This is a genomic window from Vreelandella sp. 162(4c) (assembly GCF_058152265.1).
This window is the reverse complement of sequence record NZ_CM176981.1, coordinates 1,598,438-1,614,155: the sequence shown is the minus strand read 5'-3', so window position 1 is coordinate 1,614,155 and position 15,718 is coordinate 1,598,438. Positions and strand designations below refer to the sequence as shown.

The window sequence follows — 15,718 nt, the reverse complement described above, 5'->3', positions numbered from 1 at the left end:
AAGGACTATCTGCAGGGCTCCGAATACCTCATCTACTTGCCCATCTGCTGCATAAATTTACGACAGCAAACCAAGCCAGAACCGCCGCCTTCCTCCGGCGGGCGACTAGCCGCCCGAACAAAAGCGCTGGGAGATTGACCAAGCACCTTGCGAAACATACTGGAGAAAGCGGCTGGGCTGTCGTAGCCGAGTTCCAGTGCGGTTCGGGTAACGGAACTGCCCGAAAGTAGCCTGGGAATTGCTGCCATCAGGCAGGCCTGTTGGCGCCATCGGCCAAAAGAGAGTCCAGTCTGCTGACGGAACAGGCGATTGAAGGTGCGCTGACTGCAATGTAACTGCCGCGCCCACTCCTCAGGAAGAGTGTGAATGCTCGGCTGGCCGAGGAACTCTCTGCACAGGCGGGCGAGCGGAAGGTCATGGGGCAGGGGGGCAAACAGTGGCAGGGCCTGAGCCTGTTCCAGCTCGTATAGGAGTAGTTGCGCCAGGGCACCGTCGCGGCCGTTTTCGTCATAGAGCGCGGGGATGTGGGCGGAAGCCAGCAACAGGTGATGCAGGAGAGGCGTCACGACTAGCACCTCGCAGTTGCGCGATGTGCGTGGCGCAACGTGGGGCTCGATATACAGGCTTCGGGTGCTCACCCCGTTCATGCGCACTTGGTGGCGCTTGCCCGCAGGTAGCCAGACGCCGCTGAATGGCGGCACCATCCAGGTGCCATCATCCGTATTAACTTCCATCACGCCGGTCATGCCATAGAGAAACTGGGCACGGCGATGGGTATGAAAGTCGAGGAGGGTGCCGGGGCGGTAGTCAGTGCCGATGGCCACCACGGGCCGTGCTACATGATCCACATCTGAAAGAGGTGTATTGAGCATTAGCGTTAACCTGGCTGAAACGCGTTGATGGTTGTCCGAATGACGAATGTCGGCCAATCCTCGCCAGCATATAGTGCCTGCTGTTTCGTTTCATCAGGAGAGTGCCGGTGTATAGCGTATTGCTACTTTGTGGCGGGGTGGCGGGAGTGACCACCGTATTGTTCGGTTTCGGTGGCGGGTTTGTGGTGGTTCCCTTGCTGTATACCCTGCTGATTTCCGTCCATGGGCCGGATAGTGGTATCGGTCAGGCGGCCATGCATATCGCGGTGGCCACCTCGACGGCGTTGATGGTATTTGCTGCTTCCCTGTCCACATGGCGCCACCATCTACGGCAGACCGTGCAGTGGCACCTGGTGCGTCCGCTGGTGGGCTATATCGCCGTGGGCGCCGTGCTTGGCGCGGCGGCTGCCGTGTCGTTGAGCGGGGAGTGGGTGCGCTGGGCGTTCATCGGCTATCTGGGCATCACGATTGCGGATGCCGCTCTGCGACCCGGTTTTCTGCATCAGGCGGGGAGTGATGTGCGTCCTATAGGGCGTGGGGTAACGGCGATGACGGGGACATTGATTGGTGCGGTGGCCGCCTTGCTGGGCGTTGGCGGCAGTGTGATGACCGTACCGCTCATGCGCCGTAGAGGCGCAAGTATGACGGCAGCTACTGCCATGGCCAATCCGTTGTCGTTGCCCATGGCGGTGAGTGGCACCGCGACGTATGTGTTGCTGTCGGCAAATCACCCAGCGTTGGGGGACTGGTATGCCGGTTATGTGGATCTGCGCGCCTTGCTGGTACTTGCAGTGGGCTCATGGCTCGGAATCCGCCTGGCATCGACCTGGATCGGGCGCATCCCTGATCGTCTTCATGCCAGGGTGTACCTGCTATTGCTGACCATGGTGCTGGTGGTGATGGTTTTTGTTCATTGAGTGTTGCTTGCTTGGGAGATGCCTGTTTGGGAGATGTGTGGCGCTTGATATTCAGGGCGTCGCGCAGTCGAGAGAGCTTGATTTATTTTGTCAGTAGTTTCTTATGAGATCTTGTTGACATGGTTACCAAAAGCAATTAATTATGTGCTTAAGGCAACTAATTGGAGGCCTCTTCATGGCCGTAGAACAACGCTTGCATGAGCGAGCTGGAACGGTGCGAAGCTTCAACCGTTTCTACACGCGTCAGATCGGTGTGCTGCACGAGCATCTGCTGGAAAGCCCATTCTCGTTAACGGAGGTTCGCATTCTGTATGAGCTGGCGCATCGGCCGATGCTTACCAGCTCGGATATTTGCCGGGAGCTGGGGCTCAATGCCGGTTACGTGAGCCGGGTGCTGAAAGGCTTCGAGAAGAAGGGGCTTATCACCAGGATCCCCTTGCCCTCCGATCGCCGGGCGGCGCAACTGCAATTGACTGATCATGGGCGGGAAACTTACCTGCCGTTGAGTGATGCATCGCAGCGCGAAGTTGTTGCCATGCTCAAGCGGCTTTCGGAGCCTGAGCAACACCAGTTGATCGAGGCTATGCATCAAATCGAGAGCCTGCTTGGCGATACTGATTCGAACTACCTGCTGCGCGACCCGCAGCCAGGCGATATGGGATGGATCGTCCATCGGCAGGCGGTTCTTTATGCCCAGGAGTACGGCTGGAACAGTGAATATGAAGCACTGACAGCAGACATCGTCGCCAAGTATCTGCGTGATTATGACCCGCAATGGGAACGGTGCTGGGTCGTCGAGAAGCAAGGAAGTGTCGTTGGTTCCGTGTTCGTCGTTAGGGAGGACGAAGCGACCGCAAAGCTGCGGTTACTCTATGTCGATCCCTGCGCCCGCGGTCTTGGAATAGGTGGCCGTCTTGTCGATGAATGCCTAAGATTCGCCCGCCAATCTGGCTATAAAAAAATCATCTTGTGGACCAACAGCGTTCTTATTGGTGCGCGAAAAATCTATGAAAGGGCGGGTTTCGAACTGGTTGAGGAAACGCCCCATCACAGCTTCGGCAAGGATCTTGTCGGTCAGGTGTGGAGCCGTGAGCTGTAGTACCCACGTTGCGAAGCATCGCTTTGCCTAGGTAAAGGCCGTATGCCGGACAACAGGGGGGCGAGCGCAAACCTTTAAATGATATTGCTAATTTGCCACCGTGGCTCGGCAAGTTGTATGCGTTCAATGACCCAATCCACGAATACCCGCACGTCAGCATATGTAAAATCTGCACGTAAAGAACGTAAATCATCTTATGCGATACGCCGATTTCCTGGACTGGCCTGGAAGGCCCCTGAATAACCAGGATTACCTCCAGAATGGGCAGCACCAGTGGGAGCCAGCCGAGAAGATAAATCGTGTAGTAACGGCCTTCAGTACCATCAAAATCATAGGCAATAACAAACGGGGTGAGTCTTTTGGCTATCTAATTGCCTCTTTAATGTTGGTTTTAACGCTACGCATGACCGTCAGCCATAGCTGCATCAAGCTTTTTCTGCTACTGATTCTATTTTACCAAATTCCAATTAGTATCTGGCTATATTATGAGCCGAATATAAACCATAATCGGCTCATCCTGTGAGCTGAATGGGCGAGGTGGTAGGTCTATGTATTTCTGCTCATCTTTCCTCAAAACTAGTGCCGCTTGCTCTGCACTAGCTCGTAATCTGCTAGGCTTAGTTCCATCTAATACTAAAAAACCATAGGCTTGCACAAAAGCTAGCCAGTCTTTGCACGCCGATTTTTCATGTAAAGCGTGATGCAGTGCCATGGTCGACATTTCCCGCGTGTTCGAGAAAGGAAGGCAATCATGATCGCTCCCCAAGATGGGCGTTTGCGGCTGGATCGCCAGCGCTTGAAGCAGCACCGCAAACGGCTGGGCTTTAGTCAGGAGGCGCTGGCCGAGTACTGCTTCGACCAGCGCCTATGCGTTTCTATTGCTTCGATTAAACGGGCCGAGAGTGGGCGGGCGGTGCTTTATCGCACCGCTCGCCACTTGGCTGAGATCTACGGCGTCGAGGTTGAGGCGTTGTCAGTGGATGCGGAAGAGGCCGCCGCTGTGCCTGCCGCTGATAGCGAGGAGATGGAAAGCGCGCGTGTCTTGATTCAATTGCATGCCGTGGTGGCTGACCAGCCAACCCTGGCGACCTGGGTTCAGCATTTCGGCGGCAGCCTGGCGGAAGAAGGGACGGCCCTGTTTGGGCTGCCCCGGGCTTACCGTAGCGATGCCCAGCGGGGCCTGTTGTGCGCCGCTACCCTGGTGGAACAGGGAGTGGCGAAGGTCGTATATCTCCAGGCTGGCCAATGGCCGTCCGCTACGCCCCCTTCGATAGCGGAGGAGCGGAGCGGTGTTTGGGTTGAGCGCGGGGTGGCGGTGCAGTTGGCGGAACGCTTTATCTTCGATGATGAAGGCGGAGATTGGCTGCGCTACTGCCATCCCCGAGACGAATCTCAGGAGGCCCGCTTCGAACTGGTGGGGCGCCGGGTGCAGTTGGGGCAGCTGCAGGCCATTTTAGAGAGTACCTGTGACTATCAGGCTGGCCATCTGATCTATATTCGCGGCGTGGCGGGCATCGGCAAGACGCGTCTCAGCGCCGAGTTTGCCGAGATGGCGGCGGCGCATGCCGATCATCATCAGGCCGAGGTGTTGGACTTCGGCACGCGTGCCGATGAAGGCCCGTTGATGCAGCTGACTCGTTCGCTGCTTCAAACGTCCGATGAGACGAAAGGTGAAACGATAGACGAAGCGAGCCTGCTCGCTCGCCTTTCGGCGCTGCGTTTGCCCGTGGATCATGCCATGCTGCTGCGCCCCTTGCTGGGGCTGGCTCAGCCAGAGGATGCGCAGCGTCTCTATGCGGCCATGACCCCGGAGACCCGCAGCCAGCGTTTGGTTCTGGCACTGCGCGACACTCTCCTGGCGCGGTCTATTCATCGCCCCCAATTGCTGGTGGTGGAAGACCTTCACTGGGCCGATGAGGCGCTGCTGGGAACCCTGACTGGGCTACTCCAGGAGACCCTGGAAGCGCCGGTGATCTGGCTGTTTACCTCACGCTTAGAGCAGGACCCACTAGAGACCCGTCTAAGGCCACAGTTGCCTGAGTCGCCGCTAACCCTGATCGAACTTCCTCCATTGCGCCCCCAAGAGGCCGAGGCCCTGGTAGCCAGCTTCGGAGCGGTTCCCACCGAGCATGCCTCCCGCCTTGTCACTCAGGCCCAGGGCAATCCGCTGTTTCTGACTCAACTGTTGCTGTTTCATCCCCACTGCAGCTTGCCAGCCAGCCTCGCTAATCTGGTACAGACCAAGCTGGATCAGCTCACCGATCTGGATCGTCGGGCCATGTGCGTCGCCGCCGTTATGGGGCAGCGCTTCTCCCTAGCGTTGCTGCAGGAAGTGGTGGGGCAGGCCGATTATCGACCTGAACTCCCCCAGCGCTACAGTTTGGTACGCCCGCTGGAAGAGGGGAGCTATCGCTTTGTGCATGACCTGATTCTGCAGGGCATCTACGAAGGGATTCCAAAAATACAACGCGACCGCCTGCATCTCCGGCTGGCCGAGCTCTATGGTGAAACGGAACTGGGGCTACGTGCGCGCCATCTTCACCGTGCACGTTCCCTGGAAGCACCGAATGCGTTCCTGGAGGCGGTGGCAGCGGAAATGCTGCGTTATCGGCATGAGGAAGCCATGGCGCTGCTGAGACAATGCCGAGCCATCGATTATGCGCCGAAGGATGAGTACCGGTTAGTGCTGCTGCAAGGCCAAGTGGCGATGGCGACCGGGCGCATCCAGGCGGCTCGCGAGCACTTCGAGACGGCGCGCACGTTCGCCCGAGAGGAGTGTCAGCGCATTACCGCGGATCTTTGGCTAGCCCGGGTGCTGAACATGCTCGATGCCCTAGAGGCAGAAGAAGCGATACTCGATGGACTGTTGCCCCTGGCCGAGATGCTGAAAGACCCTTTGCCCCTAGCTGAAGTGCTTTATCTAAAAGGTAATCTCTATTTCCCCCGGGGCGATTTTGCCACCAGCCGGGCCTACCACACTCGGGCACTAGAGCAGGCCCGATTGGGTGGCGATGTGCATACCGAAATCCAGGCCCTGAGTGGGCTGGGCGATGCGCATTATGCCGAGGGGCAGATGCGCAGCACCTACGAGCTTTTCGACCACTGTGTGGCACTCTGCCGAACTCACGGCCACGCTGACCTAGAGGCCTCTAATTTGTTCATGCTGGGTACGGCTCGTCTTTATGCTAACGAGACCGAGGCGGCGTTGGCCGACTGTTTCGATGCTGCTGAGCTGGGCAAGCGTGTTGGCAATCGGCGTGCTGAAGTGGTGGCTCGGCTAACGGCGTCCTGGGTTCTGATTTCCCAGGGCAATCCCGATGCGGCCGACGAGCAGGTCACACAGGCGCTGGCAGTGGCTCGCGGCCTGGGGTCAGGGCGCTTCGAGGCCTTTCTGTTGGAGAGCCGTGCCCGTATCGAGCTGATCACCGGACGACAGGCTGAGGCGCGAGCCAGTATCGAGCGTGCTTGGCAGTTGGTGGAACAGCACCGTCTGACGGCCTTTATTGGCCCTTGGGTGCTCGGCACTCGGGCGCTGTTGGAAGAGGATCCCGAGGCTCGCTTGGAGACGCTGCAACAGGGTGAAGCGCTGCTGGATGCTGGCTGCGTGGGGCACAACGGCTACCGTTTTTTGGTCACGGCGGCGGAGGTTAGCTTGCTTGACCATCGCCCTTCCGCAGCCCGCCACTATGCCCAGCGCTTGACCCAGCTGATGGCGGCGGAGCCCTGTGCCTGGGGCGAGCATCACCGAGCGCTGATTGAGGCTCACGCTGTTTGGTCGGAGAGCTGCGAAGAGAACGGCGAGTCTAGCGCTCTGGAAGCTTTACGGGATTGCTGGCGCCAGGGCGAAGTGGCTGGTCTGCTGATGACGATGCCTTGTCTGGCTGCCAGCCGTTACTAGTCGTCGCGCGTTATCTTTACGTTGATCCGGTATCCCCCAACAGCAGGGCGATGAGATGCTCTGACTGTTCCAGGCACTGCTCCTGAAGGCCCGCGCCGCGCGCCCAACCGCCAGCAAACAGCAGCGGGCATACGTTCTGGTTTCCCTCGAAGCGTCCTTGGGCGGTGGTTTGGTTATAGCGCTCGATTTCCGCTTGAGCTTCCAGGCAGTTGGCATCCAGTACATTGTGCTTGAACAGGGTCCAGGCTTTGGCTTCCAGAGCGCTGCCCAGTGGCGGCAAGCGGTCTCGGTAGCCAGCTTCGTTTGGCTCAGTGGCTATGGAGTCGTTCAGGGGCGAAGGGCGCCGCTCGAGCATCTCGCGGTGGGGAATCTTGTTGAGATCATCCACCAGAGAGACGAAGTACTGCGGCAGGCCTGCCTGATTGTAATCACTGTTCTCTGCATCGTTCTGGTGGCGGTTGGCTACATAGTCGATACGGTAGGGGAAGAAGGTGTCTTCAGGGTTCCGTACTTCGATATTGTAGGTACGCCATAGGTTGCGATTGGGTGGCAGGCGGGCTGCAGCGGTGTGACAGACGCTGAAGCTGCGGGTGTAGCGCACCTTGCCAAGAATATGCTGAAGGCCTTGCTGGATCTCAGTCAGGCCGTCGCCAAAGGTCAGTATCGGCAGGGCATCTTCAGCATGGGTGGCCATGATTAGAATATCTGCCTGCCAGCGGCGTTCACCTGAAGCGGTACGCTCGGCTAGCGTTGCGCCCTGGGGCGAGAGCCTTGCCTCTACGTCGATGCCGCGCAAGATTTTGACTCTTGGGCCCTGAGTCTCGGGGTTGGCGATATAAGCGGCCAAGGCCTCAAGCCAGTGCTGGGAGCCATGCTCGAAGTAGCGGCGGTCCGGGGGCGAGCCACCTTCCTGAATGCGGTAATACTCGAAGGGAGCTTGGAGTGGCATACCGCCCGGGCCGCGATCGTCGGCGAAGTACATGGCCGATATGCGTGGATAGTAGATGGTGTGGCGGATGCGTTCCAGCCGAGCTGGTAGCGCCGGGTCCTGCCAGTCGATGGTGATTTTCAAATGATCCGCTGCGGCTGCCAGCATCTCGACGGGCGTGGCGACACAGCTGTCGAAGAAGTCATCTACCGTATAGTGGGGCGTAATGCGTCCACTCTCCACTAGGTCGATGGCGCTTTGATGCACCACGGTGATCAACGGCGCTAGCTTGCCCCCTTCGGCCTGATTTAGCTCGTGGGCGGGGTCGCTGACACCGCGGGCCAAGTCGCTATCATCGGTCAGGGCTATCGCTCCGTCACGGCTGAAGTAGCTCTCGGTATTCTCTAGCGGCTTCATGCGCTCTAGCTCGCCGATCTCGCTAAGCACCGTGCGCAGGCGATGATAGGTGGCCAAGTTGACATCATTGACCCCCAGGTCGGCCCAGCGCCGATAGGGCGACTCGGGCTTGCCCGGTTGCCGCCGATTGCCGAGGTCGACCCACACCGTTTCGGCGTTGCCGCCAAGCGTGGCTTTGCGCTCGAATAGGGTGATTTCTATCTGCTGGGCTGCTTTGCCACCGAGCTTCTGAAGGTAGTAGGCCAGTGACAGGCCAGAGACGCCGCCGCCGATAATGGCAACCCGAAGCGTTGAAGTGTCCATCGTTATTCTCCTTATGCAGTCGTTTGCTCCAGGATCTTCCAAGAGTTCGTTGCTGCCAAGGGCGCAAGAGAAGCTGATACCGAAGTGATCCGTTGTACTTCGTGTGGCTATTGTTAGCAATATTGGTGATGCCGAGCTGATGCTGTGACTGCGCAGTATCTAAGCTGAAATGCTTAGGGCAGGTAAGCCGCGGTCGATGACCGGCCGCCGATTTCACAACATCCGCATGAGGTATCTAACCATGAATGCTCCTCAAAGCAATGTTCCTCAAAACAATGCTCCTCAAACCATTGATAAAAAACTGATCGCCCACGACTTTCGTGTTGCCATGCATGAAAAACTCGAGCCTGAGCAGATCGATGACGTTGCCGACGCTTTGATGGCTTCCGAGAAGGCCTATCCTGCTACTGGCAGCGTAGCCAGCCTGATCTTCTATCTTAGGTTTCAGGTTAACATCACCGATGGCAAGTCCTTCGATGGCAATGCTGGCGGCATCTCCTCAGCGGGCGGCGGCGCTCTCTTTGGGGATGTCTATACCAAAGATCTCGAACGGCTCTATCGTGATACGGTAAGTTTCGAATTTCAGGGTACGCCAGTCTATCTGAGCATTCTGTTCTTCGACGGCGACAGTAATCTATTGGGCCACTTCCAGTCGGGTGCCGTCTCCACCGTTACCGGCGCTGGCGGTGGCACAGGCAGCTGGAGTTGAGTCTTAGCCGTATGCTGATTCTAAACCTGGGGGCGCCCTCGGCGTTCCCGGGTAACCGCGAGCAAGAACGTCAGCATGCTCTCAATCCATTCTTCACAATCCACTCTTCTCCCCTGATTTCCCTCCACCTATACTTCTCCATCCCAGTTAGCTTTCTGACTAACCTATGAGCCGAATATGAACTCTATTCGGCTCGTGTATCTCTGGGAGCAGCGCCAATTGCGCGAGCAGGCAACCACTAAGGATTTTTTCTTAGTAGTTCGCCAAGAGGGTAAACGCGCTATGTCATCACCCCCTATGTGATTGAGAAGGCCAGCGCAACTCGAAACAAGAGCCACCCTCATCAGAGGGGTAGCATTTAGCCTCGCCACCATGGGCTCTTGCAATCGCCGCCACTACCGCCAATCCTAGCCCGCTTCCTCGCTTGTCTCCTGGCATACCACTGTCAGCGTCCCGCGCATGCCGGAATGCCGTGAAAATCTGAGAAGCATATTCCTGAGGAATACCAGGGCCGGAATCCACAACACGCAAAATACACCAGCCGTCGTCCTGGCGCGTTTGGATGATGAGTGTCCCTGGGGATGCATGCTGGCGAGCGTTTTCCAGCAACGCAAGCAATGCCTGACGAATACGGACAGGATCGCAATACGCGGCGCCAGATTGCAGATCAAGGGTTGGATAATGATTTGATGCATCTAGGGCATGTCTACAAAATTCAACGACTGATTCAATTTCAGTAGAAAGATCGCATTTCTTGATCTCAAGGTTCAGATGGCCGCTTTCGGCCAAGCTTACGGCGCGAAGGTCTTCAATCAGTTGTGCCATACCGTCGATTTGGGTAAGGAGGCTTTGAAACTGGGGTTTTTCGGGGGGGAATACGCCTTCTGCCAAGCCTTGCAGGCGTCCGCGTAAAATAGTAACGGGCGTACGCAGCTCATGGGCAATCGCCGCATTCCAGAACGTCATTTCCTTGGACATACGCTGTAATTGGTCTGCCAAGGCATTGAAGTCGTTTGCCAAAACGGCGGCCTCGCCTAAAGAGCGATCACCCGTCGTGGCGCGTGCGTCCAGGTCGCCTTGCGCGACGCGACGCATGCTTTCTGTGACGGAGTTTAGCGGCACCAGAATGCGACGTGCCAAGTGAATACCCACTATCACGGCGAACGCCAGCCCAACCAACGTAGTGCCAACGAGCCAAGCCCACTCTAGCCCCGACGGGAACATGTTGGGTTCGTTAATCGACCCCTGCCAAAAATGGAAGGTAATGAAATAGAACACATAAGAGGTCACCACGACTAACAGTGTGATCCCAAACGCCATTGCTGCCATTGTCAACGCGATTGTCCGGCTCAATCCAATGAGTTTCATTCTGTTCCCCACAGCCGGTACCCAACGCCGCGTATGCCAACGGGTATGCCTCTCACATCGACGTCTTCCAGTTTTTTACGCAGCTTGCTGATATGGCTGTCGACAGTGCGCTCAAGCGCCTCACCCTCGGGGAGGCAGGCGGCCAATAACTCTGCGCGGGTGCAAACTTTTTTGGGCGCGCGTGCAAGGTGCGTCAACAACCTGAATTCGGTGAGCGTCAATGCAAGACTATGCGAGTCTCCTCCCACCTGAACAAAGGCTTCGTGTTGTTCCAGATCGATCTCAAAGGGCGGAACCCGGAGGACACGGGGTTGATGGCTAGCATCAGCCATGGTGCGTCTTAACACCGCCTGAATGCGTGCGACGACCTCGGCAGGATTAAACGGCTTGACGACGTAGTCGTCGGCACCAAAACGCAAGCCCATCAGCTTATCGATGTCCTGATCCATTGCGGTCAACATGATGACGGGCGTCTCACCACGATGACGAACCTCTGACAGCACCTGCCAACCATCCATTTTAGGCATCTTTACATCAAGTAAGACGAGATCAGGTTTCATCGACAAATGCATGTCCAATGCCTTGCGTCCATCTTCTGCGTAGATGGTTCGCAGGCCCGCACGTTTCAGGTAAGCCTGCAAAATATCAGCGATCTCAGGCTCGTCTTCGGCGATGAGAACCAGTGCTTGCAGGCCAGAAGAAGAATTTGGCGACTGTTGAGTCGTGGACATAAAAGTGCCTAATGAAACATTAATTGTGTTCTCCATCATATCTACACATACCGTCGACGTTAATACCACGCTACAGCGATATAGTCCCCTTCAATTCTATGAGTAGGCAAATGTTTGCCTATATCTGAAGGGACGATGCATGACGATCCGACATATTTACCGCAATGGTGGCTTCTGTGCCTTGCTGCTAACCGTGCTAACCGCCTGCGGGCCAGTTGAGCAAGAAGTAGCGCCGCCGCCTGCCCGAGTGTCTGTTGTTACCTTGGAACCCGTTAGATTGGAGCTGACCGAAGACTTACCGGCCCGGGTCGCTCCTTTTCAAGTGGCGGAAATTCGTCCCCAGGTCAGCGGAATTGTTCAACGTCGACTTTTCGAACAGGGAACCGACGTGAGTGCGGGGCAGCCATTATTCGAAATCAACCCAGCGCCGTTTCGAGCTGAAGTGGAAACGGCAGAAGCCGCTTTGCAGAAAGCCGAAGCCGAGCTTGCGAATGCCCGTGCGCAGTCCGCTCGGTTGGAGTCGCTGGTCAGGGGGCAGTCGGTGAGCCGCCAGGCCTATGACGACGCCGTATCCAAAAGTCAGCAGGCCGCTGCTGAGGTGGCTCAAGCGCGTGCCACGCTGTCACGTCGCCGCCTTGACTTAGAGTTTTCCACGGTGGCGTCTCCCATTTCTGGCCGAATTGATCAAGAGTTGGTAACGGTGGGAGCGCTTGTCGGTAGCAGCGATAGCACGCCCATGGCCCGTGTTCAGCAGATCGATAAAGTTTATGTCGATGTTCAGCGTTCGGCTTCCTCACTTGAATCGCTTCAAGATGCGATGGCGGCGCAACCTTCGCTAGATAATGGTTTACCGGTCACCATCCTCGGCAGCAACGGTACACCCTACGATGTCACCGGACACATTCTTTTTTCGGGCATCAATGTGGATGCCAGCACGGGTGACCTTTTACTGCGTGTACTCGTGGACAATCCCAATCGACGCCTGCTGCCCGGTATGTTTGTGCGCGCCCGCGTGCCCTACGCACGCTATGACAACGCGTTGACGGTGCCGCAACAGTCCGTGGTGCGCATCGGCGGTAAGCCCTACGTGTGGTTGATTGGTGACAGCGACAAGGCGGTGATGGTCTCAGTGGAGCTTGGTGAATTGGCGAACGGTAATTATCGGATTAAGACGGGGGTGACAGAGGGGCAGAAGGTTGTCGTCGAGGGTATAGAGCGACTTTCTGATGGTGTCGAAGTCAGCGCGACTGATTGGCATAGGTCATCGCCTCTTGAGGCTTCAGTGGCATCTTCTTAATTAAGCTTCAGGAGTCTCCGCAATGCCTCAGTTCTTCATCCAGCGCCCAGTCTTCGCGTGGGTGGTCGCGTTGTTTATTATCTTGGCGGGTGTGATCGCGATTCCTAAGTTGCCGGTCGCTCACTACCCCTCGGTAGCGCCCCCTTCGGTGACCATTACCGCGACATATCCGGGTGCCACACCGCAGACCATGAATGACGCCGTGCTCAGTCTCATCGAACGAGAACTGTCCAGCGTCAAGAATCTGCTGTACTTCGAATCGTCGGCGGACTCTTCAGGGTCGGCCTCTGTCACCGCCACCTTCAAGCCAGGGACAAATCCGGAACTGGCTCAAGTGGATGTGCAGAATAGACTCAAGGCAGTCGAGCCTCGGTTACCCCAGGCGGTTCGTCAGGATGGGCTGAGCGTCGAGTCAGCGTCATCCAGTTTTCTGATGATCGTAGGTCTGAATTCCGATGATGGGCGCTTTGATGAGATTGCCCTGAACGATTATATGGCCCGCAATATCGTCGAGGAGCTGCGCCGCATTGACGGTGTCGGTCGTGTGCAGCTGTTCGGTGCTGAGCAGGCAATGCGAATCTGGATAGAGCCGGAGAAGCTGATTGCTTTCGGCTTGTCGGTGAATGATCTCTCGACCGCGATCACGGAGCAGAACGCACCGATTGTGCCGGGCAGCATCGGCGCGTCTCCGGCCTTACCCGGCCAAAAGGTGTCCTCGCTGTTGACCGCACAGGGGCAATTGAGCACGCCGGAAGAGTTCGCCGCTATCGTGCTTCGCGCTAATGTCGACGGCTCTAAAGTGGTGTTGGGCGATGTGGCGCGAGTCGAGTTGGGCGCCCAATCCTACGGCTTCTCCAATCGTGAGAATGGCCAGCCAGCGACGGCGGCAGCCATACAGCTGGCACCCGGTGCCAATGCTGTCCGCACGTCGGAAAGTGTGCAAGCGCGTTTGGCTGAGTTAAACCAGGCGCTACCCGCGGGTATGAGCTCATCGGTCCCCTTTAATACGGCCCCGTTCGTTAAGGTTTCTATCGAGAAGGTCATCCATACCCTTATCGAGGCGATGGTATTGGTGTTCCTGGTGATGCTGCTGTTTCTACAGAACATCCGTTACACGCTGATTCCCGCACTGGTCGCGCCGATTGCGTTGTTGGGGACCTTCGCGGTGATGCTGCTGGCAGGTTTCTCAATCAACGTGCTGACGATGTTTGGCATGGTGTTGGCGATTGGCATCATCGTCGATGACGCTATCGTGGTGGTCGAGAACGTTGAGCGCATCATGGCCAAAGAGGGATTGTCGCCAAAGGACGCCACCATCAAGGCGATGAAGGAAATTACTGGTGCGGTGGTGGGCATCACCCTGGTATTGACGGTGGTGTTTATCCCGATGGCCTTCTCGAGTGGCTCGGTCGGTGTGATCTACCAGCAATTCGCGCTGGCGATGGTGGTCTCGATTCTGTTCTCAGCGTTTCTGGCGTTGACGCTAACACCGGCGCTATGCGCCACCCTTCTCAAACCCATTAAGCCGGGGCACCACGACAAAGGCGGTTTCTTCGGCGTGTTCAACCGGTCGCTTAAACGTATGACCGCCCGTTACGAATCGCGTGTGGGGAAACTGGTCGCCCGCAGCGGTCGGGTCATGCTGGTGTTTGTGGTCATCGCAGGTGTGCTGGTGTTCGCCTTCCGCCAGTTGCCTTCGGCTTTTCTGCCGGAAGAGGATCAAGGCTATTTCATGACCAGTATCCAGTTACCTGCCAATGCGACCACCGAGCGTACCTTGGATGTCGTCAAGGCGTATGAGGAGTACGTCATGGCGCGCCCTGCAGTGGACGGCAATATGTCTATTTTGGGCTTCGGGTTCTCTGGGTCTGGCGCGAATACAGCGCTGACGTTCACCACGCTAAAGGAGTGGGGGAAGCGCGACGGTGCCACGGCGGCGAGTGAAGCGGAAGGAGCTCAGGCAGCCATGAGTCAATTGAACGAAGGGACGGTGATGAGTATGTTGCCGCCGGCCATTGATGAATTGGGTACCAAGTCCGGCTTTACGATGTTCTTGCAGGATCGCCGCAACCAGGGGCCGGCCGCCCTTAAGGCTGCCGAGACGACGCTGCTGGAACTGGCGGCGCAGAGCAAGGTAGTTAGTGACGTCTATTCCGACGGCCTTCCGGAAGGGGCGAGCATTCGTCTTGACATCGATCGCCAGAAAGCCGAAGCGCTCGGCGTGTCGTTCGCCAACATTAGCGAAATCCTGTCTACCGCGATGGGGTCGTCCTACATCAACGATTTCCCGAATGAGGGCCGGATGCAGCAGGTGATTATGCAAGCGGATGCGTCGGCACGCATGCAGGTCGACGACGTGCTCAAGCTGCATGTGCGAAATAGCAGGGGGGGCATGGTTTCCCTGTCAGAGGTGGTGACTCCGGTGTGGGACGAAACACCGCTACAAATGGTGCGCTACCTGGGCTATCCCGCCACCAGCATTTCCGGCAGTGCGGCGAAGGGGGCTTCCACTGGTGATGCCATGGCTGAAATGGAGCGTCTGGCGCAGCAACTTCCGCCCGGTTTCGCAGTGGCCTGGACGGGGCAGTCCCTTCAGGAGCGCCAGTCCGCTGCTCAGGCACCCATGCTGGTTGCGCTATCCATCCTGGCGGTGTTTCTGGTGTTAGCCGCTCTCTACGAGAGCTGGTCCATTCCGCTGTCGGTCATCCTGGTTGTGCCGCTGGGGTTGCTGGGGGCGGTGGCTGCTATGTTGCTGCGTGACCTGCCTAACGATGTGTTCTTCAAAGTCGGTATGGTCACCGTGATCGGGTTGTCTGCGAAAAACGCGATCTTGATCGTTGAGTTCGCAAAACAGTTGCGTGAGCAAGGTAAGGGGCTGATGGAGGCCGCGGTGGAAGCCGCCAGCCTGCGCCTGCGTCCGATCCTTATGACCTCACTCGCTTTCGGCTTGGGAGTGGTGCCGTTGATGGTCGCGTTTGGCGCCAGTGCTAAAACCCAGCATGCGATAGGCACGGGCGTTTTCGGCGGCATGGTTAGCGGAACGCTTCTGGTGATTCTCTTTGTTCCGGTGTTCTTCGTTTTCGTGATAGGCCTTCAGGAACGGGTGAATGGCTGGCGTACTGCTCGTCGCCCCTCATCCTTACAACCTCATAACGATATAGAGCATTAATGCCATGCGC

General features: G+C 57.3%; 10 protein-coding genes. 6 read left to right on the top strand and 4 right to left on the bottom strand.

All coding sequences use genetic code 11. The features are described 5' to 3' along the window. Positions 1–32 precede the first annotated feature (32 nt). Positions 33–872 (bottom strand): AraC family transcriptional regulator, encoded by an 840-nt coding sequence (locus tag AC4EYZ_RS07220; protein ID WP_022519735.1) that lies wholly within the window; start codon positions 870–872, stop codon positions 33–35. A gap of 107 nt (positions 873–979) precedes the next feature. Between AC4EYZ_RS07220 and AC4EYZ_RS07215 the strand changes: the two genes are divergently transcribed. The 3 genes from AC4EYZ_RS07215 to AC4EYZ_RS07205 all read left to right on the top strand — a co-directional run bounded on the left by AC4EYZ_RS07215 (position 980) and on the right by AC4EYZ_RS07205 (position 6,786). Further along, a complete protein-coding gene (locus tag AC4EYZ_RS07215) occupies positions 980–1,789 on the top strand; it encodes a sulfite exporter TauE/SafE family protein (RefSeq protein ID WP_022519736.1) in 810 nt (269 codons plus the stop codon). A 175-nt stretch (positions 1,790–1,964) separates the two neighbouring features. Next, the gene (locus tag AC4EYZ_RS07210) at positions 1,965–2,888 is read left to right on the top strand and encodes a bifunctional helix-turn-helix transcriptional regulator/GNAT family N-acetyltransferase (protein ID WP_223828020.1); all 924 of its coding nucleotides are present in this window, start codon (positions 1,965–1,967) and stop codon (positions 2,886–2,888) included. A gap of 751 nt (positions 2,889–3,639) precedes the next feature. Further along, a complete protein-coding gene (locus AC4EYZ_RS07205; RefSeq protein WP_190373902.1) occupies positions 3,640–6,786 on the top strand; it encodes an ATP-binding protein in 3,147 nt (1,048 codons plus the stop codon). A 16-nt stretch (positions 6,787–6,802) separates the two neighbouring features. Here AC4EYZ_RS07205 and AC4EYZ_RS07200 read toward each other — a convergent pair whose 3' ends face one another. Next, complete coding sequence (locus AC4EYZ_RS07200; protein WP_223828019.1) at positions 6,803–8,434, bottom strand: FAD-dependent oxidoreductase; 1,632 nt, start codon at positions 8,432–8,434, stop codon at positions 6,803–6,805. Between the two features lie 241 nt (positions 8,435–8,675). On the opposite strand from AC4EYZ_RS07200, the gene AC4EYZ_RS07195 reads away from it, so the two are divergent. After that, positions 8,676–9,143 (top strand): VapA/VapB family virulence-associated protein, encoded by a 468-nt coding sequence (locus tag AC4EYZ_RS07195; RefSeq protein ID WP_101148383.1) that lies wholly within the window; start codon positions 8,676–8,678, stop codon positions 9,141–9,143. A 288-nt stretch (positions 9,144–9,431) separates the two neighbouring features. Here AC4EYZ_RS07195 and AC4EYZ_RS07190 read toward each other — a convergent pair whose 3' ends face one another. Continuing rightward, positions 9,432–10,511 (bottom strand): ATP-binding protein, encoded by a 1,080-nt coding sequence (locus AC4EYZ_RS07190; RefSeq protein ID WP_190373900.1) that lies wholly within the window; start codon positions 10,509–10,511, stop codon positions 9,432–9,434. Further along, positions 10,508–11,281 carry a response regulator gene (locus AC4EYZ_RS07185; protein WP_223828018.1) on the bottom strand — a complete coding sequence of 258 codons (774 nt, stop codon included), beginning with the start codon at positions 11,279–11,281 and terminating at the stop codon, positions 10,508–10,510. The genes AC4EYZ_RS07190 and AC4EYZ_RS07185 overlap by 4 nt, the downstream gene beginning before the upstream one ends. A 100-nt stretch (positions 11,282–11,381) precedes the next feature. On the opposite strand from AC4EYZ_RS07185, the gene AC4EYZ_RS07180 reads away from it, so the two are divergent. Together AC4EYZ_RS07180 and AC4EYZ_RS07175 are read left to right on the top strand one after the other, a co-directional pair. After that, a complete protein-coding gene (locus AC4EYZ_RS07180; RefSeq protein ID WP_190373899.1) occupies positions 11,382–12,539 on the top strand; it encodes an efflux RND transporter periplasmic adaptor subunit in 1,158 nt (385 codons plus the stop codon). Between the two features lie 22 nt (positions 12,540–12,561). Beyond that, positions 12,562–15,708, top strand: coding sequence for a multidrug efflux RND transporter permease subunit (locus tag AC4EYZ_RS07175; RefSeq protein ID WP_190373898.1), 3,147 nt, complete (start codon positions 12,562–12,564; stop codon positions 15,706–15,708). Positions 15,709–15,718: the final 10 nt, after the last annotated feature.